This is a genomic window from Terrabacter sp. FW104-15G4B (assembly GCF_058790095.1).
The window spans coordinates 12,640-33,821 of the sequence record NZ_JBYTCI010000007.1 but is presented as its reverse complement, the minus strand read 5'-3'; the positions used below and the strand labels follow the sequence as shown (position 1 = coordinate 33,821).

21 protein-coding genes are annotated in these 21,182 nt (G+C 70.4%); 12 read left to right on the top strand and 9 right to left on the bottom strand.

Annotation, left to right across the window (positions count from 1 at the left end):
• Positions 1–239: 239 nt before the first annotated feature.
• Entirely contained in the window at positions 240–1,631 is a 1,392-nt protein-coding gene (locus AC3WRT_RS07680) for a sialidase family protein (RefSeq protein WP_492720880.1), read from the bottom strand.
• A gap of 955 nt (positions 1,632–2,586) precedes the next feature.
• Here AC3WRT_RS07680 and AC3WRT_RS07675 point away from each other — a divergent pair.
• Positions 2,587–3,012, top strand: coding sequence for a DUF6220 domain-containing protein (locus AC3WRT_RS07675; protein ID WP_492720879.1), 426 nt, complete (start codon positions 2,587–2,589; stop codon positions 3,010–3,012).
• On the opposite strand, the gene AC3WRT_RS07670 is transcribed toward AC3WRT_RS07675, so the two are convergent.
• A complete protein-coding gene (locus tag AC3WRT_RS07670; RefSeq protein ID WP_492720878.1) occupies positions 2,975–3,526 on the bottom strand; it encodes a methyltransferase family protein in 552 nt (183 codons plus the stop codon). The genes AC3WRT_RS07675 and AC3WRT_RS07670 overlap by 38 nt on opposite strands.
• Before the next feature lie 635 nt (positions 3,527–4,161).
• Here AC3WRT_RS07670 and AC3WRT_RS07665 point away from each other — a divergent pair.
• From AC3WRT_RS07665 to AC3WRT_RS07645, 5 genes are all read left to right on the top strand, one after another.
• Positions 4,162–4,479 carry a hypothetical protein gene (locus tag AC3WRT_RS07665; RefSeq protein ID WP_492720877.1) on the top strand — a complete coding sequence of 106 codons (318 nt, stop codon included), beginning with the start codon at positions 4,162–4,164 and terminating at the stop codon, positions 4,477–4,479.
• A gap of 146 nt (positions 4,480–4,625) precedes the next feature.
• Positions 4,626–5,300 (top strand): nucleotidyltransferase family protein, encoded by a 675-nt coding sequence (locus AC3WRT_RS07660; RefSeq protein WP_492720876.1) that lies wholly within the window; start codon positions 4,626–4,628, stop codon positions 5,298–5,300.
• Positions 5,301–5,345: 45 nt separating this feature from the next.
• Positions 5,346–6,233 carry an AAA family ATPase gene (locus tag AC3WRT_RS07655; RefSeq protein WP_492720875.1) on the top strand — a complete coding sequence of 296 codons (888 nt, stop codon included), beginning with the start codon at positions 5,346–5,348 and terminating at the stop codon, positions 6,231–6,233.
• Positions 6,230–7,351, top strand: coding sequence for a vWA domain-containing protein (locus tag AC3WRT_RS07650; protein ID WP_492720874.1), 1,122 nt, complete (start codon positions 6,230–6,232; stop codon positions 7,349–7,351). The genes AC3WRT_RS07655 and AC3WRT_RS07650 overlap by 4 nt, the downstream gene beginning before the upstream one ends.
• Entirely contained in the window at positions 7,344–8,513 is a 1,170-nt protein-coding gene (locus AC3WRT_RS07645) for an XdhC family protein (protein ID WP_492720873.1), read from the top strand. The genes AC3WRT_RS07650 and AC3WRT_RS07645 overlap by 8 nt, the downstream gene beginning before the upstream one ends.
• Positions 8,514–8,580: 67 nt before the next feature.
• On the opposite strand, the gene AC3WRT_RS07640 is transcribed toward AC3WRT_RS07645, so the two are convergent.
• Both AC3WRT_RS07640 and mgrA read right to left on the bottom strand, forming a co-directional pair.
• Positions 8,581–9,072: a PaaI family thioesterase gene (locus tag AC3WRT_RS07640; RefSeq protein WP_492720872.1), complete on the bottom strand. Its 492-nt coding sequence runs from the start codon at positions 9,070–9,072 to the stop codon at positions 8,581–8,583.
• A 78-nt stretch (positions 9,073–9,150) separates the two neighbouring features.
• Positions 9,151–10,194 carry an L-glyceraldehyde 3-phosphate reductase gene (gene mgrA / locus AC3WRT_RS07635; RefSeq protein ID WP_492720871.1) on the bottom strand — a complete coding sequence of 348 codons (1,044 nt, stop codon included), beginning with the start codon at positions 10,192–10,194 and terminating at the stop codon, positions 9,151–9,153.
• Positions 10,195–10,340: 146 nt separating this feature from the next.
• Here mgrA and AC3WRT_RS07630 point away from each other — a divergent pair, with 146 nt between their 5' ends.
• The 5 genes from AC3WRT_RS07630 (at position 10,341) to AC3WRT_RS07610 (ending at position 15,703) form a co-directional block, all read left to right on the top strand.
• Entirely contained in the window at positions 10,341–10,832 is a 492-nt protein-coding gene (locus AC3WRT_RS07630) for a (2Fe-2S)-binding protein (RefSeq protein WP_492720870.1), read from the top strand.
• Positions 10,829–13,333, top strand: coding sequence for a xanthine dehydrogenase family protein molybdopterin-binding subunit (locus AC3WRT_RS07625; RefSeq protein WP_492720869.1), 2,505 nt, complete (start codon positions 10,829–10,831; stop codon positions 13,331–13,333). Before AC3WRT_RS07630 ends, AC3WRT_RS07625 begins: the two co-directional genes overlap by 4 nt.
• Positions 13,330–14,187, top strand: a complete 858-nt coding sequence (locus tag AC3WRT_RS07620) for an FAD binding domain-containing protein (RefSeq protein ID WP_492720868.1) — start codon at positions 13,330–13,332, stop codon at positions 14,185–14,187. Before AC3WRT_RS07625 ends, AC3WRT_RS07620 begins: the two co-directional genes overlap by 4 nt.
• Positions 14,188–14,194: 7 nt before the next feature.
• On the top strand, positions 14,195–14,950 hold the full coding sequence (locus AC3WRT_RS07615) for an SRPBCC family protein (RefSeq protein ID WP_492720867.1): 756 nt from the start codon (positions 14,195–14,197) through the stop codon (positions 14,948–14,950).
• 105 nt (positions 14,951–15,055) lie between these two features.
• Positions 15,056–15,703 carry an SDR family oxidoreductase gene (locus AC3WRT_RS07610; protein ID WP_492720866.1) on the top strand — a complete coding sequence of 216 codons (648 nt, stop codon included), beginning with the start codon at positions 15,056–15,058 and terminating at the stop codon, positions 15,701–15,703.
• Here the strand turns inward: AC3WRT_RS07610 and AC3WRT_RS07605 are convergent.
• The 4 genes from AC3WRT_RS07605 to AC3WRT_RS07590 all read right to left on the bottom strand — a co-directional run bounded on the left by AC3WRT_RS07605 (position 15,696) and on the right by AC3WRT_RS07590 (position 19,258).
• Positions 15,696–16,391 (bottom strand): class F sortase, encoded by a 696-nt coding sequence (locus AC3WRT_RS07605; protein WP_492720865.1) that lies wholly within the window; start codon positions 16,389–16,391, stop codon positions 15,696–15,698. The two genes, AC3WRT_RS07610 and AC3WRT_RS07605, sit on opposite strands and share 8 nt — an antisense overlap.
• Positions 16,392–16,487: 96 nt before the next feature.
• On the bottom strand, positions 16,488–17,468 hold the full coding sequence (locus AC3WRT_RS07600) for a hypothetical protein (protein WP_492720864.1): 981 nt from the start codon (positions 17,466–17,468) through the stop codon (positions 16,488–16,490).
• A gap of 254 nt (positions 17,469–17,722) precedes the next feature.
• Positions 17,723–18,199: a class F sortase gene (locus AC3WRT_RS07595; protein WP_492720863.1), complete on the bottom strand. Its 477-nt coding sequence runs from the start codon at positions 18,197–18,199 to the stop codon at positions 17,723–17,725.
• A 273-nt stretch (positions 18,200–18,472) separates the two neighbouring features.
• Entirely contained in the window at positions 18,473–19,258 is a 786-nt protein-coding gene (locus tag AC3WRT_RS07590) for a hypothetical protein (RefSeq protein WP_492720862.1), read from the bottom strand.
• A 354-nt stretch (positions 19,259–19,612) separates the two neighbouring features.
• Here AC3WRT_RS07590 and AC3WRT_RS07585 point away from each other — a divergent pair, with 354 nt between their 5' ends.
• Positions 19,613–20,986: an L-serine ammonia-lyase gene (locus AC3WRT_RS07585; protein ID WP_492720861.1), complete on the top strand. Its 1,374-nt coding sequence runs from the start codon at positions 19,613–19,615 to the stop codon at positions 20,984–20,986.
• On the opposite strand, the gene AC3WRT_RS07580 is transcribed toward AC3WRT_RS07585, so the two are convergent.
• Positions 20,973–21,155 carry a hypothetical protein gene (locus AC3WRT_RS07580; protein WP_492720860.1) on the bottom strand — a complete coding sequence of 61 codons (183 nt, stop codon included), beginning with the start codon at positions 21,153–21,155 and terminating at the stop codon, positions 20,973–20,975. The two genes, AC3WRT_RS07585 and AC3WRT_RS07580, sit on opposite strands and share 14 nt — an antisense overlap.
• Positions 21,156–21,182 lie beyond the last annotated feature (27 nt).

Here is a 21,182-nt window from a genome sequence, read left to right as displayed (position 1 = left end):
ACCGCCGCGTTCGCCTCGAGGGGCCGCGGCCCCGGGTCGGTGGGGACGGACGCGCCGGTCCTGCATGACTTTGTGGGTCGGGCTCGACGACACGACAGGCCAGCACCCGCGATCCGGCTCCAGACGTTGGCCGGTCACCTCAAGGCTGAGCTCATCGAGTCGGCAGAACGTCAGCCGCGCGTGCGGGCTCGACGGGGCCCGTGGCCAACGGGTGAGCGACGTCTTCGGCGCCGGGTGAGCTACCGGGCCACGGGCAACATGGCTGTGTAGATGTCCAGCTGGTGCAGCGTCCCGTCCGGGTTGTTCCCCGTGCTGTTGGAGTTGTCCGACCAGACGGGGTGGGCGATTCCGTGGTCGAAGGCGAGCCCGGAGTAGTCGCCGTAATCGATCCCGTTGCCCGAGTCGCGCGAGTTCGAGGTGCCGGCGCTGATCTGACGGTTGGGCCCGAAGCTGTTGCCGCCGTCGGTGCTGACTGCTCCCCAGAACTGCGCATCGTCGTTGCTCAGTCCGTCGGTATCGCCGGGCCCGCCGCTTCCCCCGTCGTTGCGGGCGTCGTACCAGACCACGGCGAGGCTTCCGGTCCACTGATCAAGCGCGATCTTGGGTAGGAACTGGCTGTTCGGGGTGGCGTCGTCGTTGACGCGCGTCTGGGCACTCCAGGTCGCCCCGCCGTCATCGGAGTGCCGCACGTAGACGTCGGTGTCATCGCTTTCGTTCTTGGTCTCTCGGGTGTAGACCATCGATACGCGGCCGACGTGCGGGCCGCCGCTCCGGTCCCACGCCAGACCGACCTCGGTGTCGACCGAGCGGTCCGGCTGCGGCGGGATGAAGTCGAAGCCGCCCACGTGAGTCTCGGTGGCGTAGATCCGGTCCCCGAATCCGGCAGGCCCGACCCCGTCCGGATCGACGTTCACGAAGACCTTTCCGCCGCCTTGTCCGCTCTCGGTCAAGCTGCATGCCTGCATCACCTGCCCGTTGGGACCGATCGCGACATCGCCGTAGGTGCAGTTGTTGGTCCCTGGCACGACCTCGACCGGAACGAACGTCCCTACCCGCCCAAGGCCGCTGACCCGGGCACCGGTGGCGACCATCGGACCTCCGGCGTTGAACACCACCCAGACCTGGCCGGCACCCGACGTGATCGTGGGTTGGTCGACGAACCGGAACAGTCCGCGGCTGTCACCGGCGCCCTTCTTGGGCGGCAGGTCCGACTTCGAGATATTGGCGACCACGGTGAACGACCGGCCGCCGTCCGTGCTCAGCGCGATCGGGACTGTGTCTTCCACCTGGTAGAGGTAGGTCATGAACAGGTTGCCGTACTGGTCGAAGGACAGGCTCGGGTCGCAGCAGCTGTCACCCAGCGGATCGCCGGCGCCGAGCCCGATCAGCTTCGTGGTCCACGTCCGACCCCCGTCGAAGCTCACCGCTTCGAACATGCCAGCGGTCAACCCGGCCTCGCCATGACCGACATTGGTCACGATGACAATGTTGTTGGGGTTGGTCGGATTGACCGCGACGGCTTCCTCTGACTCGTTGAGATGGCGCTGGCTAACGTCGACGTTGGCGGGCGTGGCTGCCGCGTTCGCTGCGCCGGGCGGAAGCAGCGCCGTCAAGGTGAGTGCTGCGGCCAAAGCCGTGATCAGACACAGTAACCGGCGCATGGCAACTCCCAGTCCGTTGCAATCACGAAGAACGCTGCGGCCGCCCCTCCGAGGCGCCAAGTCCTCCTCGGTGAAGCGTACCGAGACGCCGCGGCCCGGCGGCCGCGTTCGCCCAGAGCCCGGGGCACGTGCGCGATCGGCTTGCCCGTCTCGATCACGACCGGCATCGCGCCGTGCTCGAAGTCCTCGTCGAACTTCGGTGCAGCGTCAGGGGCTGAGCGTCACGGGAACCAGCGCAGGGCAGCGCGGGCCAGCGGTGTAGGCGTGAGCTGAGTCAGGCTGGGCCTCCTGGGACACGGCTGTTCACCTATCTTGCGTCGCGTGGGTTGTGGCGCGGTGATTCGCCGGGAACATCGCGGGGCTCGGCAAGTCTCTCGAACCAGTTGACTGAGTCGCCCGGCTCGCGGCGGTTGGACGCACGTCGCGCGACCCTCGCTTGATCAAGCAGATCGCGGAGCTGCGGACGCTGCCCGGAGCCGTAGCGCCCACGTTCAGGCCGGACAGGCCGTGGTGCTGACGGCGACATGACCCCCCGGCCGTCGACGTCCCCGCCGCCTTCATGGGACGCATTACACCTGCGGATAGCGCTGACGCGATCGCCTTGCTTGCCGAGTGCTCGCTCGGTATTTGGCGGTGTTTGGTCGGCGTGCGGGCCATTGACGGCCCGGGCGTTCCTCGCGCGCCGTCATGGCGGCCGCGCCTACGGTTGCCTTCCGCGAGATTGCCGGGTGCCGTCTGGTCCGGGTACGTCCGCATGCGCGCGCCGCGTGCTAGTGGGATTGCACGGGACGCGCCTAGGATCGGTTTGCGCCGCGGATCACAGCCGTCGGCCGCACAGGACGGGCTGCGATGTGATCGGGGGGCCAGAAGTCGTTCACCGCGGGACGGGTGGCCCGGATGCCTGCCCTGACGAGGAGGAGGTGTGATGTCAAAGGAAGCAGGTCCGCTACGCACGTCGAGGGCCGCACCTGGGCGTCCGCTCGCGATCGTTGCGGGTGTCGCGATGGTCTTGATCGCCCTACAGTTCGTGCTCGCTGGTTACGGCATCTTCGAACGGCAGTACCACAAGGCGGACGACGGGTGGTTTGAGCCGCACCAGGCGGTCGGCTACCTCACGATCCTGTCTCTCATCGCCGTCCTCGTCGTCTCGCTCGTCACCCGACAGGGACGCGACATCGTGGTCCGCGCGGTCGTGCTCGTGGTCCTCGGGGTCCTGCAGCCGCTGTTCGCGGGGCTCGGCGCTGACACCAACCCGTGGTACGGCGTCCTGCACGCGGCCGTTGCCGTCGCGATCGCCGGGATCGACGGCTCACTCATCGGGAAGGGCGCCCGCGCCTCGGCGCATCAGTGACGGGGCCGTCGGGGTCGTCCGGGCTCCAGCCGTGCCAGCGCGGCCGCCACGCCGGCACCGCATGGCGGTACGCCTCGTAGCTGGCACCGAAACGCCTGGCCAGCGCTGGCTCCTCGTAGCGCCGCACGAACACCGCGGTGAGCCACCACACAAGCGCGGCGTAGGCGATCAGGCTGAGCCGCCACAGCAGCAGCGCCTCACCGAGGATGATGACGAGGACCCCGAGGTAGATCGGGTTGCGGACGTACCGGTTGAACCCGGCCACCACCAGGCGTTCGGTCAGGGCCCCGGGGACCGGGGTGCCTCTTGCACGAACGAACTGGGCGAACGTCCACACCACCGGAACCAGGCCGGCGACGATGAGCGCGACACCGAGGACCTGGGCTGCGCGGCCGGTCCCCGACTGGTACCCGACCTTCCAGCCCGTGATCCTCCACGGCAGCCAGACCGCGCCGGCACCGGCCGTGATCCCGAACCACGCGACACTGACGACCGCGGCTGCTGACCGACGCATGTCAGCAGCTGACCCACGTCCACGCACCGCCACTGCTCACGACCCAAGCATGCCGCGTCGGCGCCCGGACCGCGCCGAGCGGCTCGCGGCATACCTGGTCGTGGAGGTATCACCAGGTGCCACTGACCTGCATGAAGGCGACTCGTGCCGACGCGACCCGTCTCACGGCTGTGGGCCGCTCCAGCGCGGCGATAGGCGGCGGGTAGACGCGCCTCAGCACGCCCCTCGTGAGGTTTCGACAAAACCGTCACGGCGGGAATGTCCGGTCTAGCGTCGGGGTAGACGGCGCACATCGGCCGCAAGGTTCGTGCTGTCGTGTTGCGCTCTAGCGTGAGGTGGCGCTCTGGAGCGAGATCGTGCTGGTTGGGTGCGACGACTCGGCGCCATGAAGCAGCGGCCAGGAGGGACGTTCTGCGCCGGTCCTCCGATCCCAAGCCATGGCATGCCCATCCGACACGTGATGAGCTGAAGGCTGCGAGCCGACTGTGAGGTAGCGGACTTAACCGACTTTCGTTGTCTATCTCTTAATTGCAGCCTTACTTCGCGCTCAATTCGAAACGTGCGTGAGTCGTTCGAGGAACGTCATACGTTGTGTCCGGGGTCGCCGAGTGAGCGGCCCAGAACGGAGGGAAAGAATGATCAAGAAGTCATGTGCCGTTGCCCTTCTCACAGCTCTGGGTCTGTCGATCGGTGGCGCCAGCACGGCTTTCGCCGGCGAGTCGACCGGAAGCGGGAAGACGACACCGATCTCCGAGTTCCGTGCGAACTCGATCTGCTCCTTCTCGGGGCAGAACCCTGAGCGCTTCCTCGACCCGAGCGACCCCAACTTCGAGCCGGGGCACACGCAGTCGTGGGGACAGATCCCCAAGGCGGATCGGGACTTCCTACGCACCATCGGACTCCTGCCGGGGGACGCCTGTAACGGCCACACCGGCGAGCTGACGGAGCCCTGACGCAGTCGGCACGACGGGGGCTCGACTTCGATCTCTGATCGGAGTCGAGCTTCTGCCGTCTCCGGCAGCACGGTCGAGGTCCCCCGGAGCGGGCTACCGCCACCCTGCGCACGTCGTCGGGGCATCGAGACGGGTAGGTTCCGAGCGTGAGTGACAGCCAGAGCGCACCCAGCCCGGCGGCGACCCAGGGCCGCACGGCCCACGTCCGCGGCCTGGTGCTCGCAGCCGGCGCCGGCCGACGGATGGGTGGGCCCAAGGCGCTCGTCCGTCGTCACCCGGACGAGCCGACGCTCGTCGAACGCGCCGTGACGCTGCTGCACGCCGGCGGCTGCTCCGGCATCACCATCGTCGTCGGCGCTGCCGCCGATGAGGTCACGGCGATCGTCACCGTTCTCGGCCGGGACGTCGACGTCGTCCCCTGCCCCGACTGGCACGAGGGCATGGGTGCCAGCCTCCGCGCCGGCCTCACCGCCCTTGCCCGATCGACTCACGAGGGGGAGGCCTGCGTCGACGCTGTGCTCGTGACCCTCGTCGACCTGCCCGACCTCACGCCCGAGGTCGTCGGCCGCGTCCTCGACGTCCCCCACCACAACGACGCAGCCAGCCTGCGTCCGGTCCTGCGACGGGCCGCATACAACCACGTCCCCGGGCACCCGGCCCTCATCGGGCGCGACCACTGGGAGCGAGTCGTCGCCTCAGCGACGGGCGACCACGGCGCCCGCGAGTACTTCCGCGCGACCCCGCACGAGCTCGTCGAGTGCGGCGACCTGGCGACGGGCCGTGACGCCGACACCCCGGACGAGCTGACCAGCTCGCGCTGAGCGCCTTCGCTTCCGCACGGCCCGATCATCAGCAATGCTCAGGGGATGGACCACGTGTTCGACAGCCCCGCCGACGTCGCGACCGCCCTCGGCGGCACGGGCTACCTCGCCGACGAGGCACTGGCGACCGTGACCTTCCTCGCGACGCGCCTGCACCGGCCGATCCTGCTCGAGGGCGAGCCCGGCACCGGCAAGACCGCGCTCGCCGAGGGGCTCGCCCAGGCCTTGGACCTCCGCCTCATCCGGCTCCAGTGCTACGAGGGCATCGACGCGACCCAGGCCCTCTACGACTGGGACTTCCCGCGCCAGATCCTGCACCTGCGCACCGTCGAGGCCATCAGCCGCGACGAGCACCACGACCCAACGGCCCTCGAGGCCGAGCTCTTCGACGAGCGCTTCCTGCTCGCCCGCCCCGTGCTCGAAGCCCTCAGAGCAGCGCCCTGCGTCCTGCTCATCGACGAGATCGACCGCGCCGACGACGAGTTCGAGGCCTTCCTGCTCGAGGTGCTCTCGACGTGGCAGGTGACGATCCCCGAGCTCGGCACCGTCAGCGCCGCGACCCCGCCCATCGTCGTGCTGACCTCCAACCGCACCCGCGAGCTGCACGACGCGCTCAAGCGCCGCTGCCTCTACCACTGGATCGACCACCCCGGCCTGGCGCGCGAGCTCGAGATCGTGCGCACCCGCCTCCCGGAGGTCAGCGCCGCGCTCGCCGAGCAGGTCGTCACGCTCGTCCAGCGCCTCCGCGCCTCGGGCGAGCTCATCAAGCCCCCTGGCGTCGCCGAGACCCTCGACTGGGCGCGCGCCCTCGAGACCGTCGGCGCCACGCGCCTCGACGCCGAGGTCGCCGCCGCGACCCTCGGCGCCGCCCTGAAGTACCGCGAGGACTCCGAGAGGATCCGCGCCTCCCTCGACAAGCTGCTCACCGCATGACCCTCCAGACCGAGACACCCCCCGAGCCCGACGTCGACGAGCTGCTCCTCGGCTTCGCCCGCGCCCTGCGCGCCGCCGGGCTCGGTGTCACCGCCGACCGCGAGCGCACCTTCCTGCTCGCCGCTGCGACCGTCGGCATGGGTGAGCGCGCCGGCGTCTACTGGGCCGGGCGAGCCACGCTGACAAGCGTTCCCGCCGACTTCCCCATCTACGACGAGATCTTCGACCGCTGGTTCGGCGGCGAGACGATCCGGAAAGGCCGCCGCGCCGAAGCCGTGCACCCGCCCGTGCGCCAGGCCCCCCTCGACAGCGGCGAAGGCGAGGGTGGCGATGGCGATGCCGACACCGTCCAGGCCCGCGCAAGCGCGCAAGAGGTGCTGCGCCACCGCGACGTCGCCACCCTCAGCACAGCCGACCGTGCCGCTGCCGCAAGGATGTTCGCGACCCTCCACCCGCGTTCGCCGCTGCGCCGTGCCCGCCGGCACGTCCGCTCGAGGAGCGGCTCGATCGACGGTCCCGCCACCCTGCGCGAGCAGCTGCGCCGCATGGGCGAGCCGGGCCGCATCCACCATCGCCGGCGCGACACCCGCCCGCGCCGGATCGTCCTGCTCATCGACGTCTCCGGCTCCATGAGCCCGTATGCCGACAGCCTCCTTCGCCTCGCCCACGTCTTCGTGCGCACGGTGCCCCACGTCGAGGTCTTCACCATGGGCACCCGCCTGACCCACGTGACCCGCGCGCTCACCGAGCGCGACCCCGACCGCGCGCTCGCCGCCGCCGGACGCGTCGTCCCCGACTGGTCCGGCGGCACCCGCCTCGGTGAGGCGATCGGCGCCTTCCTCGACCGCTGGGGCCGCCGCGGCATGGCCCGCGGCTCCGTTGTCGTCGTCTTCTCCGACGGCTGGGAGCGCGAGGGCCCGGAGCTGCTCGGCGAGCAGATGCGCCGGCTCGCCGCCCTCTCGCACCGCGTCGTGTGGGCCAACCCGCACCGCGGGAAGGTCGGCTACGAGCCCGTGCAGCAGGGCATCGTCGCGGCCCTGCCGCACATCGACGACTTCGTCGCCGGGCACTCGCTCGCGACGTTCGAGGAGCTGATCGAGGTGGTCGCCAGTGCGTGAGGTGATGGACGAGCTGATGCAGTGGTGGTCGGCCGGCGAGACCGTCGGCGTCGGCACCGTCGTCGGCACGTGGCGCTCGGCGCCGCGCCAGCCCGGCGCCTCGATGCTCGTCGGCCCCGACGGCGAGGCCGTCGGCTCCGTCTCGGGCGGCTGCGTCGAGGGCGCCGTGTACGAGCTGGCCCAGGAGGTCGTGGGGTCCGGCACGCCCGTGCTCCAGCGCTACGGCGTGAGCGACGACGACGCGTATGCCGTCGGGCTCACCTGCGGGGGCATCCTCGACGTCTTCGTCGAGAAGGTCTCGCGCGACACCTTCCCCGAGCTGGGCGAGGTCGCCGCCGACATCGCGGCCGGCCGGCCGGTCGCGGTCGTCACCGTCATCGAGCACGCCGAGCCGGACTGGGTGGGGCGGCGTGTCGTCGTGCACCCGGAGGACGACGGGAACGACGAGGACACCTCCGTGCTGGGCTCGCTCGGCAGCGGGCGTGCTGACGATGCCGTACGCGATGACGCGAGAGGGCTTCTGGCGCAAGGACGCTCGGCCATCCTCACCTACGGTCCCGATGGCGAGCGCCGCGGTGAGGGCATGCGGGTCTTCGTCGCAGCGCACGCCCCCAAGCCGCGGATGCTCGTCTTCGGCGCGATCGACTTCGCCGCCGCGGTGGCGCGCGTGGGCAGCTTCCTCGGCTACTACGTCACCGTGTGCGACGCCCGGCCCGTCTTCGCGACGAAGACTCGCTTCCCGGGCGCCGACGAGGTCGTCGTCAAGTGGCCGCACGACTACCTCGAGGCCGAGGTCGACGCCGGCCGCGTCGACAGCCGCACCGTCATCGCCGTGCTCACCCACGACCCGAAGTTCGACGTGCCGCTGCTCGAGGTCGCCCTGCGGCTGCCGCACGTGGCCTACATCGGCGCCATGGGATCGCGCCGCACCCACGAGGACCGCCTCGAGCGGCTGCGCGAGGCCGGCCTCACCGACGACGAGCTGGCCCGGATGAGCTCACCGATCGGCCTCGACCTCGGTGCGCGCACGCCCGAGGAGACCGCAGTGTCCATCGCCGCCGAGATCATCGCCCTCCGGTGGGGCGGCGCCGGCGAGCGGCTCGCCGCCACCGACGGGCCGATCCATCACCACCACCCCGCGCACGACAGCCAGCCCAGCTGATCGAGAGAGCAACTCGCCCGCCGTCCCCGCGGGTGCGCGACCGAATCGTTCTTTCCATCGGCGGGGGTCAGGTGCGCGGACGCCAGCGCTTCCACACGGCGGTGGCGTGCGCCCGCACCTTGCCGTCGAAGCGCAGCTCCACCGCGACCGTCATCTGCGGCTCGTCGGCTTCGGTGACGAGGGCGTGCAGCTCGACCTCGTCGTGCAGCGGCGCGGGCCGCAGGTAGCGGACGTCGAGCCCCGCCGTCACGTACGAGAGGTCAGCGCCCGGCAGCGGTGGCCATCCCTGCCGCTCGGCCTCGAGCATGACGGCGGCCGCGCTGTGGCAGTCGAGGACCGTGCCGATGATGCCGCCGTTGAGGTAGCCGAGCCCGTTGTCGTGCTCGGGCCACGGCGTGAAGCGGGCGGTGACGCCGTCGTCGGTGCGGTCACCGAGCGGGTAGCTCCGCAGCTGCAGGCCCTTCGCGTTGCCCGGACCGCAGCCGAAGCACGGGAGGTCGGGGTAGAGCCGCTCCTGGATGCTGACCGCGACAGCGGTGTGGGGCGCGATGTCCGGCATGCGTCCCACGCTACAAGCGGCCCCGTGCGCCGGGACCGCGGCGTCGCGCGGTCCCGGGCACACGGCATACGCCATCGGTCAGTGGGCGCTGGAGGTCTTCCAGAGGTTGATGCCGCCCTCGACGGCGTGCTGGTCGATGGTCTTCAGCTCGTCTGCGGAGAAGTCGAGGTTGTCGAGCGCGCCGAGGCTGTCCTCGAGCTGGCCGGTCGACGAGGCACCGATGAGCACCGACGTGACGCGCTCGTCGCGCAGCACCCACGCGAGCGCCATCTGCGCGAGCGACTGGCAGCGCTCCTTCGCCATCTCGTTGAGGGCGCGGATGTGCGTGAGGTTCTGCTCGCTCAGCAGGTCGGTCGACAGCGACTTGCCCTGCGAGGCGCGCGAGCCCTCCGGGACGCCGTTCAGGTACTTGTCCGTGAGCATGCCCTGGGCGAGCGGCGAGAAGGCGATGCAGCCGACGCCCTCGTTGCCGAGCACGTCGAGCAGGTCCTCCTCGACCCAGCGGTTCAGCATCGAGTAGCTGGGCTGGTGGATGAGCAGCGGCGTCCCCATGGAGCGCAGGATCTCGACGGCCTCCTGGCTGCGCGGACCCGAGTAGCTCGAGATGCCGGCATACAACGCCTTGCCCTGACGGACGGCCGTGTCGAGCGCGCCCATGGTCTCCTCGAGCGGCGTCGTCTCGTCGAAACGGTGGGAGTAGAAGATGTCGACGTAGTCGACGCCCATCCGGGCCAGCGACTGGTCGAGCGAGGACAGGACGTACTTGCGGCTGCCGCCGCCCTGGCCGTAGGGGCCCGGCCACATGTCGTAGCCGGCCTTGGTCGAGAGGATCAGCTCGTCGCGGTAGCGCTTGAAGTCCTGAGCGTAGATCGTGCCGAAGTTGCGCTCGGCCGAGCCGTAGGGCGGGCCGTAGTTGTTGGCCAGGTCGAAGTGCGTGACGCCGAGGTCGAACGCGCGGCGCAGGGTCGCGCGCTGGCGGTCGAGGGGCACGTCGTCGCCGAAGTTGTGCCACAGCCCGAGCGAGACCGCCGGCAGGTCGAGGCCTGAGCGGCCGGTGCGGCGGTAGGTCATCGAGTCGTAACGGCTGCGTGCGGCCTGGTAGTCGTCGGCGTGAAGAGTCATGCCGACAGTCTTGTCTCTTCCGTATGCCGTGTGGAACCGGGGGGTGGACGGTTCTCCGCTGCCCTTGTGAAGTAGTTGAAGGCGAGACACACTCAGCCCTGGGGAAGTCAACGATGTCAACTGCAGCGTGGCAGGAGGACGACAGCATGACCCGTATCAGTGTGACCGTCGACGGGGTGAGCTACTCCGACGAGGTCGAGCCTCGGACCCTTCTGGTCCAGTACCTTCGCGAGAGCCTCGGCAAGACGGGAACCGTCATCGGCTGCGACACGAGCAACTGCGGTGCCTGCACCGTGCACCTCGACGGCACGAGCGTGAAGTCGTGCAACGTCCTGGCCGTCCAGGCCGACGGTCACGACGTGACGACGATCGAGGGGCTCGCCACGGACGGAGAGCTCCATCCGGTTCAGAAGGCCTTCCACGAGTGCCATGCCCTGCAGTGCGGCTACTGCACGCCCGGCATGATCATGCAGGCCTGCGACGTGCTGAAGGACAACCCCGACCCCACTGAGCAGGAGATCCGCGAGGGCCTCGAGGGCAACCTGTGCCGGTGCACCGGCTACCACAACATCGTCAAGGCCGTGCAGCAGGCGGCCGGGTCCATGAGCGGGATGAGCTCGCAGGCGGTGTCGTCATGACGGTCACCGACGACCGCGCCGACACCAGCGCTCCCGAGCTCGAGATCGGCAAGGCCCGCACCCGCAAGGAGGACCAGCGCCTCATCACCGGCCGCACCCGCTGGACCGACAACATCCAGCTGCCCGGCATGCTGCACCTCGCGATGGTGCGCAGCCCCTTCGCCCACGCGCGGATCACTGCCATCAACACCGACGAGGCGCGGCAGGCCCCGGGCGTCGTCGGCGTCGTGACCGGTCAGGACATCAAGGACGGCCAGGGCCTGGTCATGACGGCCTGGCCGCTCAACAACGAGCAGAAGTCACCGGACCACCTGCCCGTCGTCGTCGACCACGTCGCCTGCGCCGGCGAGATCGTCGCCGTCGTCGCGGCCCGTACGGCCGCCCAGGCCCGGGACGCCGCCGAGCTCGTCGACGTCGACTACGACGACCTGCCGGCCGTCCTCGACCTGAGGGAAGCCGTCAAGGACGAGGTGCTCGCACACCCCGACCTCGGCACCAACACCTCCGCGGTGTGGACCCTCGACTCCGCCGCCCAGGGCTCGGGCACCGACGTCGAGGACGAGATCGCCAAGGCCCGCGAGGACGGCATCGTCCTCGAGCGCGAGATCCGCCAGCAGCGGCTCATCCCCTCCTTCATGGAGCCGCGCTCGACCGTCTGCGACCCGACGGGCGAGCAGATGACCGTGTGGACCTCGACCCAGGTGCCGCACATCCTGCGCTTCTTCGTCGCGGCCACCACCGGCATACCCGAGTCCAAGGTGCGCATCATCGCGCCCGACGTGGGCGGTGGCTTCGGCGGCAAGCTCCAGACGACGCCCGAGGAGTTCGCGACGATCGCGGTGGCCCGCCGGCTCGGGAAACCGTGCAAGTACACAGAGACCCGGTCCGAGTCGCTGCTCTCCGGCCACCACGGGCGTGACCAGTGGCAGAAGCTGACGCTCGCCGCCCGCAAGGACGGCACCGTCACCGGGCTCAAGGTGGAGCTGCTCGCCGACCTCGGCGCCTACGTCGGGCTCGTCGGCGGCGGCACCCCGGTGCTCGGCGCGTGGATGTTCAACTCCATCTACAAGTTCGCCGCCTACCACCTCACGATCCGCACGGTGCTGACCAACAAGACGTGGGTCGACGCCTACCGCGGGGCCGGTCGGCCGGAGGCGACCTTCGCCATCGAGCGCATGATGGACGAGCTCGCCGCCGAGCTGGGCCGCGACCCGCTCGAGGTGCGTGAACAGAACTGGATCACCCACGACGAGTTCCCCTTCACGTCCGTCGCCGGCATGACCTACGACTCCGGGAACTACGAGGCCGCGACCGTCAAGGCCAAGGAGCTCTTCGGCTACGACGAGCTGCGCGCCGAGCAGCGCCGCCGTCGCGAGAGCAACGACCCCGTCCAGCTCGGCATCGGCGTCTCGACGTTCACCGAGATGTGCGGGCTCGCGCCGTCACGCATCCTCGGCGCGCTCAACTACGGCGCCGGTGGCTGGGACAGCGCGACCATCCGGATGCTCGCCACGGGCAAGGTCGAGGTCATCACCGGCACGTCCCCGCACGGCCAGGGCCACGTGACGTCGTGGAGCCAGATCGTCGCCGACCGCCTGGGCGTCCCGTTCGAGGACGTCGAGGTGCTGCACGGCGACACGCAGATCTCGTCCAAGGGCATGGACACCTACGGCTCGCGCTCGCTCGTCGTCGGGGCCGAGGCCGTCGTGCGCGCCGCCGACAAGGTGATCGAGAAGGCGAAGCCGATCGCGGCCCACCTGCTCGAGGCCAGCGTCGACGACATCGAGTTCACGGCCGGGCGCTTCGCCGTCAAGGGCACGGACAAGGGCCTTGGCATGTCCGAGGTCGCGCTCGCGGCGTGGACCGGCCACAACCTGCCCGACGGGATCGAGCCGAACATCGACGGGGAGGCGACCTTCGACCCGGAGAACTTCTCCTTCCCGCACGGCACGCACCTCTGCGCGATGGAGGTCGACACCGAGACGGGCGCGTCGACGATGCGCAAGTACGTCTGCGTCGACGACATCGGGACCATCATCAACCCGCTCATCGTCGAGGGCCAGGTTCACGGCGGGCTCGTCCAGGGCATCGCCCAGGCACTGTGGGAGGGCGCGGAGTACGACGACCAGGGCACCCTCGTGACCGGCTCCTTCGTCGACTACACGCTGCCGACGTCGGCCGACACGATCAGCTTCGTCACCGACCACACGGTCTCGCCGTCGACCTACACGAAGTTGGGAACCAAGGGCGTCGGCGAGGCGGGAGCCATCGCCTCCACGCCGGCCGTCGTCAACGCCATCGTCGACGCGGTGCGCCCGCTCGGCGTCGACGACATCGTCATGCCGTGCACCCCCGAGCGGGTGTGGCGCGCCATCCAGGCCGGCCGGCCCGTGTCCTACGAGGGCGAGCGCGACGCACAGCCGCACTTCGACGAGGGCACACCCAACCAGGACCCTGGCGCTGCCAGTCCCGGCGCCGCGAGCGAAGGGAGCCAGTCGTGATCCCCGCCCAGTTCGACTACCTCGCGCCGTCATCCGTCGACGAGGCCGTCGCGGCGCTCGCCGAGCACGGCGACGACGCCAAGGTGCTCGCCGGCGGCCAGTCGCTGCTGCCGATCCTGCGGATGCGGCTCAACGCCCCCGGCGTCGTCATCGACCTCGGACGCATCCCGGAGCTCCAGGGCATCTCCGAGGACGGCGACCACATCGTCATCGGCGCCATGACGACGTATGCCGCCGTGCTGGCCTCCGAGGCCGTCGGGGCCCATGCGGCCCTGCTGACCAAGGCGATCCAGACCGTGGCCGACCCGCAGATCCGCCACCGCGGCACCATCGGCGGAGCGCTCGTGCACGCCGACCCCGCTGGTGACGTCGGCGCACCGGCGCTCGCACTGGAGGCGGAGCTCGTCATCGCCGGGCCGGGTGGCTCGACGCGCACCGTGGCGGCCGAGGACTTCTTCGAGGACCTCTTCACCACCGCCGTCGGCGAGGGCGAGCTGCTGACCCAGATCCGCGTGCCGAAGCACACCGGCTGGGGCTCGCACTACGAGAAGTTCGTGCGAGTCAGCCACCAGTGGTCGATCGTCGGGGTCGCGGCCGCGGTGCGCAGCGAGGGCGGCTCGATCGCGGAGGCCCGGGTCGGCCTGACCAACATGGGCTCGACCCCGCTGCGGGCACGCTCGGTGGAGGAGGCCCTCGTCGGGAAGCCTGCCACCGACGAGGCGGTCCGTGCGGCCGTCGCCTCCGTGGCCGACGGCACCAACCCGCCGTCCGACCTCAACGGTGACTCCGACTACCGCAAGCACCTCGCCACGGTGCTGACCCGGCGCGCGGTGCTCGCCGCGGCGGGGGCGTGATCGCCGGATGGAGCTGACGCACTCCTTCACCGTGCCCACCTCGGTCGACGACGCGTGGAACCTCTTCATGGACCTCGACCGGGTCGGCAGCTGCTTCCCGGGCGCGACCGTGACCGAGGTGACCGACGACGGCTTCTCCGGCACCGTCAAGGTCAAGCTCGGCCCGATCGCACTCGTCTACTCCGGGTCCGGCTCCTTCGTGCAGCGGGACGATCTCGCCCACCACGCCGTCATCGAGGCCAAGGGCAAGGACAAGCGGGGCAACGGCACGGCCGGCGCCACGGTGACGATCCAGCTCACCGGCGCCGAGGGCGGCGGCACCAAGGCCGACGTCGTCACGGACCTCGCCGTCACGGGCAAGCCGGCGCAGTTCGGCCGGGGCGTCATGCAGGACGTCTCCGACAAGCTGCTCCAGGCCTTCGTGGCCTGCATCGAGAAGCAGCTGGGCGGCCCGCCGGCCGAGCCGGAAACGGAGACGGGGGCGGAGACGGAAGCGGGGGGGGCCGCCGAGGCCCCCGCGACGGTCGACGGCGTACCGAGTCCGGCTGCCGTGGCGGCCGGGACGGTCGGCGCGACCCCGGCCGACATGCCGGAGTCCGTGCCACCGCCGCGCCGCGTCACCGCCGACATCGAGGAGGACGCCGCCCTCGACCTCGGCTCGGCCGTCATGCCGGTGCTGATGCAGCGGTATGCCGGCTACGCCGCAGCAGCCGTCGTCGGCGTCGTCATCGGCTGGCTCCTCGGCCGCGGCCGCGGCGACTGATTCCACCCAGATCGAAAGAGCAGTTCGTCCGCCGAGGCGACGAACTGCTCTTTCGATTGGCTTGCGCCAGGTGCGCTTCTCGACGCGGGCTGAGAGGGTGGAGGCATGTCCCGAGTCACGATCATCGGCGGCCACGGCAAGGTCGCGCTTCTCGCCGCCCCCCTGCTCGTCGCCGACGGCCACGACGTCACCTCCGTCGTGCGGAACCCCGACCACGTGGCCGACGTCGAGGCAACCGGCGCAACGGCAGCCGTTTTGGACGTCGAGCACGCCTCGACCGACGAGATCGCCGGGCTCGTGCGCGGCAGCGACGTCGTCGTGTGGTCCGCCGGCGCCGGCGGCGGAAGTCCCCAGCGGACGTATGCCGTCGACCGCGACGCCGCGATCCGATCGATGGACGCCGCCGTGCAGTCGGGCGTCGGGCGCTACGTCATGGTGTCCTACTTCGGCGCCGGGCCCGACCACGGCGTGCCCGAGGACCACTCCTTCTACCCGTACGCCGAGGCGAAGACCGCGGCGGACGCACACCTGCAGGGCACCGGCCTGGCCTGGACGATCCTGCGCCCGAGCGCACTGACTCTGGACGCCGCGACGGGCCACATCGAGACCGGTGACGAGATCCCGCGTGGGCAGGTGTCGCGCGACAACGTTGCCCACGTCATCCGTGCCGTGGTCGCGCACCCGGAGTCGACCGCCCGCCGCATCCTGCCGTTCAACGATGGTGCCCAGGCCATCGACGAGGTCCTCAGCTGACGGGAACCGCGAGGACCACGCTGATGTCGTCGTAGTTGCCGGCGCTCGCGTTCCAGCTGCCTCCGCAGGTCGCCAGCAGCAGCCGCTCCGGGCCCGAGAAGTCGTAGAGGTGCTGCGAGGCGACGAGCTCGGGGTATGCGTGCGCCGAGTTGATCTCCCGCCAGACGGTGGTGATCCGGTAGCTGCAGACAGAGCCGTTGTCCTGCCGCAGCTGGACCAGCTGCTTGGGCGCGATGCGCCGAGCGAAGTCCTCGTGGAAGATCGCCGAGCCGTTGCGGTAGGTGTGCCCGTCGATCAGCACCGTTCCGGTGCCGGAGCCCGGGCGTGGACCGGCGGCGTACCACCCGGCGCGGGTGCGGTCGGTCGGCGTGCCGAGGGGCAGCTGGCCGCTGGCGTCACGGCGTCCGGCAGGGTCGAGCCCGATCCGTTCGAAGGGTGCGTCGACTCCCAGCGCCGGGATGAGCAGGCGTTCGGGCTGGCCGACCCGACAGGAGCTGCCGTGCTCGCGCTTGGTGGACTGCGGTGTGCTCGGTGCCGAGGGGCTCGGCTCGCCCCTGGGCTCCGCAATCGTGAGCGCCGGGTCAGGCCAGGCCGGCACGGCGGCCGCGCCTGATGAGGGGAGGGCGCCCGGATGCGGCAGGAGGTACCAGAGGCCGGCACCGACGAGCACCCCAGCGATGGTCGCCACGACCCAGCGTCGCCACATCGGTCTGCCCTTCCTCCCGGTTGCCGGGAGCCCGGACCCGGCCTCCGCTCGTGAGCGGTGGCCGGGCTCCGTCAGCTCTCAACGACTGGTGTTCTCGCGGCGACGGCGCGCTGCTTCGGCGGCTGCCAGGACGAGTCCGCCGGCGAGCAGGCCAGATCCGAGGAGACGGTTCGTGGACGGCAGGTCGCCTTCGCCGCCCGTGTGCGGGGCGCCGACGCCGGGCACCACGCCGGTCGCGCCACCCGCATCGCTGCTCTTGCCGCCGCCGTCAGACGTGGTCGTGGTCGGCGGCACCGCGGGCGCCGTGGTGGTCGGGACCGTTGTGGTGGGCACCGTCGTGGTGGGCACCGTCGTGGTGGGCACCGTCGTGGTGGGCACCGTCGTGGTGGGCGTGGTGGTCGGGACCGTGGTGGTCGGGACCGTGGTGGTCGGGACCGTGGTGGTCGGCGTCGTCGTCACCGGAACCGTCGGGGTGCCGTCACCGTCGCCATCGCCGCCACCGTCGCCCCCGGGCACCGTCGTGGTGGGCTCCGTCGTGGTGGGCTCCGTCGTGGTGGGCTCCGTCGTGGTCGGGACCGTGGTGGTCGGGACCGTGGTGGTCGGGACCGTGGTGGTCGGGACCGTGGTGGTCGGGCCCGTGGTGGTGGGCTCGGTGGTGGTGGGCTCGGTGGTGGTGGGCACCGTGGTGGTGGGCTCGGTGGTGGTCGGGACCGTCGTGGTGGGCTCCGTGGTGGTGGCCACCGCCGTGGTCGTCGGCTCCGGCGTCCCACCGGGGCACAGCGCGTCGCCGCTGTCGACGATGACGGCGTCGTCCTGCGAGCCGCGGAACTTGCCGTTCTCGAGCACGGCTTCATCCACGAGAAGCGGGTTCTTGCCCGGCTTGAGCACCTTGTCGGCCTCCGCGCCGACGTAGGCGCACACCCAGACCTGGTGTGCGTCGCCCGGGGTGGCCGAAGCGGTCCACCCCGTCGCGAGCGCTGCTGCTCCGGCCGTTGCGAGCCCCCCGGCGGCGACGAAGGTGATGACGCGACGCGGAAGTCGCACAGTCCTCTGGTTCATGATGTAGCTGTCCCCTTGAAGTCATGGCGGCGCATCGTTGTCCCCCCGCGCCTGAAACCTGAACAGCGCATTTGTATCTGGTTTTGGTAAAGCGAAATAGCCTATCCGCGAAGAAAGTTAAAAGAATTACCAAGTGTCCGTAAATTTTAGGTATGTTTGGGCCTAATGTCTGATTTGCGCAGGCGGTGACCGAAGGCCGCCCCAGGAGTCGACCGACGAGACGCACTCTGGCGTTCGGCCGGCGCCTGGTCCGGTCAGGATCTGCTGACAGGGAGGGCCAGAACCACGCTGATGTCGTCGAAGTTGCCGGTGACGGCGTTCCAGCTGCCGCCGCAGGTGGCGAGCAGGAGCCGCTCCGGCCCGGAGAAGTCGTAGAGGTTTTGCGAGGCGACGAGCCGTGGGTAGTCACGGTCGGCGCTGATCTCGCGCCACGCCCGCGTGACGCGGTATGAGCACACCGACCCGTTGTCCTGCCGCAGCTCGATCAGCTGGTCGTGGGCGATGCGCCGAGCGAAGTCCTCGTGGAAGATCGCCGAGCCGTTGCGGAACGTGTGTCCGTTGGTCAGCACCGTTCCCGTCCCGGCACCGGGCCGCGGACCGGCGGCGTACCACCCCGCCTTCGTCCGGTCGGTCGGATTGCCGAGCGGTAGCCGTCCGGTGGCGTCCGGCTCGGCGGCATGGTCCAGTCCGATGCGTTCGAACGGCGCATCGACCCCCAGGGAGGGGATCACGAGCCGTCTCGGCTCCCCGGCCCGGCACGAATCTCGAGACTGCCTCGTCGACGTGGCCGACTGGCCGGATGGTGACGGGGTGGCGGGCAACATGCTCACGCGCGTGGGAGCACCTGACAGCCGCGGCTGAGTCTGCTGCGGCAGGAACGAGAGACCCGAGGCGACCAGCATCGCGGCTGCGAGTCTGACGAGCCAAGAGCGGACCATCGCTCAGGCACTCCCTTCCGGTGCCCCGGCCACCGCGTCGCCGCGGTGACCGGGTCACCTCCGTTGTCAGCGTCCGGCGGCCTGGCGTCGCCGGCGCACCGCTTCGCTCGTTGCCAACGCGAGGCCGCCCGCAACGAGGCTTGACCCCACCAAGGGGCTGACGGTGTTGGTGTCGCCCGATCCACCGGTGTGGGGCGCGCCGACGCCCGGCACCGAACCGGTGTTGCCCGTGCCAGAGGTGCCACCGCCAGCAGAGCCTCCGCCGACACCGCCGACACCGCCGACACCTCCGGCACCTCCGACACCACCGCCGACACCGCCTCCGGTGCCTCCACCGCCGGTGCCTCCACCGCCTCCGCTTGGCACGGTGCTTGTGCCGGTCGACGTGCTGGTTGTGCTGGTGGTCGAGCTCGGGAGACTGGTGGTGCTGGTGGTCGTGCCCGGGACGCTGGTGGTGCTGGTGCTCGTGCCCGTGCTGGTGCCCGGGACGCTGGTGGTCGTGCTGGTCGGCGGTGTGAAGACGCCGCACGCGCCCACGCCGGGATTGCTGCCGCCGATCTGGACGACGACCGACTTGTCCTGTCCGTCGGAGAAGGTGGCACCGATCTTCGGCGCCTGCTCCTTGCCGGTCAGTGAGGCCCAGTCGACCAGGATCGGGTTCTTGCCGGCCTTCAGCACCTCGTTCTGGTGCGGCTTCTGCACGTACTTGCACACCCACACCTGGTGCGGGTCCCCGGGCGTGGCCGTGGCGACCCATCCGGTGGCGAGCGCTGCGGCTCCCGTGACAGCCAGCCCGCTGGCCGCGATCAGGCTCACGGCGGTGCGTGGCAGTCGTACGGTCTTCTTCGTCATGGTGCTCCCCTTGTTGTCGTGGTGGCGCGTGATTCCCCCGGCGCCTTGATCCCCGAGTGGCGCGCACATACCCGGACCAACCCCGCGTTAGACCACTTCGCGGGACGGCGTCTGATCCGAATTCAACTGACACACAAGCGATTTCATCCGATAGGTCGCGAATGTCCCGATTGGGCCCGGCCTTTGCATCGGTCAAGGGCGCCCGAGCGCGCCTGCGTCGAAAGGGCCCGGCGGACGGCATACGCCCTCCTGGGCGCCGAGCATGTGCGCCGGGGACACGGCTGGACGTACGCTCATGCGGTCGTCCACACCCCCGGGCGACAGCCGTCAACGACGACACGAAGTCAGGACACCATGGCGCTCAGCGTTTTCGATCTCTTCTCGATCGGCATCGGGCCGTCGAGCTCGCACACCGTGGGCCCCATGCGTGCCGCGGCCCTCTTCGCGGAGCGGCTGCGGGACGAGGGCGTCATGGACCAGGTGGCCCGCGTGCGCTCGCAGCTCTTCGGCTCACTCGGCGCCACGGGTCATGGGCACGGCAGCGACAAGGCCGTGCTGCTGGGCCTGACCGGTGAGCGGCCGGAGCTGTGCGACCCCCGAGCGGTCGAGGGACGCCTGGCCGAGATCCGGGCGACGAAGCGGCTCGCGCTGCTGGGCGAGCACGAGATCGACTTCGTCGAGGACGAGGACCTCACCCTGCACCGGCGCAAGACGCTGCCCGTACACCCGAACGGCATGACGTTCACCGCCCTGGACGCCGGCGGCGCCACGGTGCTCGAGCGCACCTACTACTCCGTGGGTGGCGGCTTCGTCGTCGGTGGCGACGCCGACGGCGAGACCCGGATCGTCGAGGACTCGACGCCGGTCGCACACCCCTTCCGCACCGGTGACGAGCTGCTCGCGCACTGCAGGGAGACCGGCAAGTCGATCGCCCGGATCATGCTCGAGAACGAGCTGTCCTGGCGCACCGAGCAGGAGGTCCGCGACGGGCTGCTCGACATCTGGCGCGTCATGAAGGAGTGCGTCCGCAACGGGATCGACACGGAGGGCGTGCTTCCGGGAGGCCTGCGCGTACGCCGTCGCGCGCCCGAGCTGGCTCGGCGCCTGCGCCTCGAGGGCACGACCGACGACCCGCTGCGCGGGATGGACTGGATCACCCTCTACGCGCTGGCCGTCAACGAGGAGAACGCGTCCGGCGGGCGCGTCGTCACCGCCCCGACCAACGGCGCGGCCGGCATCATCCCGGCGGTCCTGCACTACTACGCCAACTTCGTCAACGGCGCCGACCGCGACGGCATCGTCCGCTTCCTGCTCACTGCCGGTGCGATCGGCGTGATCTACAAGGAGACCGCCTCGATCTCCGGCGCCGAGGTCGGCTGCCAGGGCGAGGTCGGCTCGGCCTGCTCGATGGCCGCCGGCGCCATGGCGGCCGTCATGGGTGGCACGCCCGAGCAGGTCGAGAACGCCGCCGAGATCGGCATGGAGCACAATCTCGGCCTCACCTGCGACCCGGTCGGCGGGCTCGTGCAGATCCCGTGCATCGAGCGCAACGCGATCGCGTCGGTCAAGGCCATCACCGCCGCCCGCACCGCATTGCGCGGCGACGGCTCGCACGTCGTCAGCCTCGACAAGGTCATCAAGACGATGCGCGAGACCGGTCGCGACATGAAGGTGAAGTACAAGGAGACTGCGCGCGGCGGGCTCGCCGTCAACGTCATCGAGTGCTGAGGCGCTCCAGAGGCTCCGCGAGGTCAGGCAGCGGAAGCTCGACCGTGTACTCGTAGTAGCGCAGGTCCAGGCGTCCGTGCTCGACGTCGATGCTGCCCTCGCCGACCGCGATGACGTCGTTGAGCCACAGGTTCGACCAGCTCACGTCGCAGAGATGGTCGAGACCCATGACAGCCTCCTCGAAAAGGTCCCGCTC

What these genes read in the sequence shown, in the direction of transcription:
- AC3WRT_RS07675 (WP_492720879.1), top strand. Translation starts at nt 2,587, where the DNA reads ATGTCAAAGGAAGCAGGTCCGCTACGCACGTCGAGGGCCGCACCTGGG.
- AC3WRT_RS07670 (WP_492720878.1), bottom strand. Translation starts at nt 3,526, where the DNA reads ATGCGTCGGTCAGCAGCCGCGGTCGTCAGTGTCGCGTGGTTCGGGATC.
- AC3WRT_RS07665 (WP_492720877.1), top strand. Translation starts at nt 4,162, where the DNA reads ATGATCAAGAAGTCATGTGCCGTTGCCCTTCTCACAGCTCTGGGTCTG.
- AC3WRT_RS07655 (WP_492720875.1), top strand. Translation starts at nt 5,346, where the DNA reads ATGGACCACGTGTTCGACAGCCCCGCCGACGTCGCGACCGCCCTCGGC.
- AC3WRT_RS07650 (WP_492720874.1), top strand. Translation starts at nt 6,230, where the DNA reads ATGACCCTCCAGACCGAGACACCCCCCGAGCCCGACGTCGACGAGCTG.
- AC3WRT_RS07640 (WP_492720872.1), bottom strand. Translation starts at nt 9,072, where the DNA reads ATGCCGGACATCGCGCCCCACACCGCTGTCGCGGTCAGCATCCAGGAG.
- mgrA (WP_492720871.1), bottom strand. Translation starts at nt 10,194, where the DNA reads ATGACTCTTCACGCCGACGACTACCAGGCCGCACGCAGCCGTTACGAC.
- AC3WRT_RS07630 (WP_492720870.1), top strand. Translation starts at nt 10,341, where the DNA reads ATGACCCGTATCAGTGTGACCGTCGACGGGGTGAGCTACTCCGACGAG.
- AC3WRT_RS07625 (WP_492720869.1), top strand. Translation starts at nt 10,829, where the DNA reads ATGACGGTCACCGACGACCGCGCCGACACCAGCGCTCCCGAGCTCGAG.
- AC3WRT_RS07615 (WP_492720867.1), top strand. Translation starts at nt 14,195, where the DNA reads ATGGAGCTGACGCACTCCTTCACCGTGCCCACCTCGGTCGACGACGCG.
- AC3WRT_RS07610 (WP_492720866.1), top strand. Translation starts at nt 15,056, where the DNA reads ATGTCCCGAGTCACGATCATCGGCGGCCACGGCAAGGTCGCGCTTCTC.
- AC3WRT_RS07600 (WP_492720864.1), bottom strand. Translation starts at nt 17,468, where the DNA reads ATGAACCAGAGGACTGTGCGACTTCCGCGTCGCGTCATCACCTTCGTC.
- AC3WRT_RS07590 (WP_492720862.1), bottom strand. Translation starts at nt 19,258, where the DNA reads ATGACGAAGAAGACCGTACGACTGCCACGCACCGCCGTGAGCCTGATC.
- AC3WRT_RS07585 (WP_492720861.1), top strand. Translation starts at nt 19,613, where the DNA reads ATGGCGCTCAGCGTTTTCGATCTCTTCTCGATCGGCATCGGGCCGTCG.
- AC3WRT_RS07580 (WP_492720860.1), bottom strand. Translation starts at nt 21,155, where the DNA reads ATGGGTCTCGACCATCTCTGCGACGTGAGCTGGTCGAACCTGTGGCTC.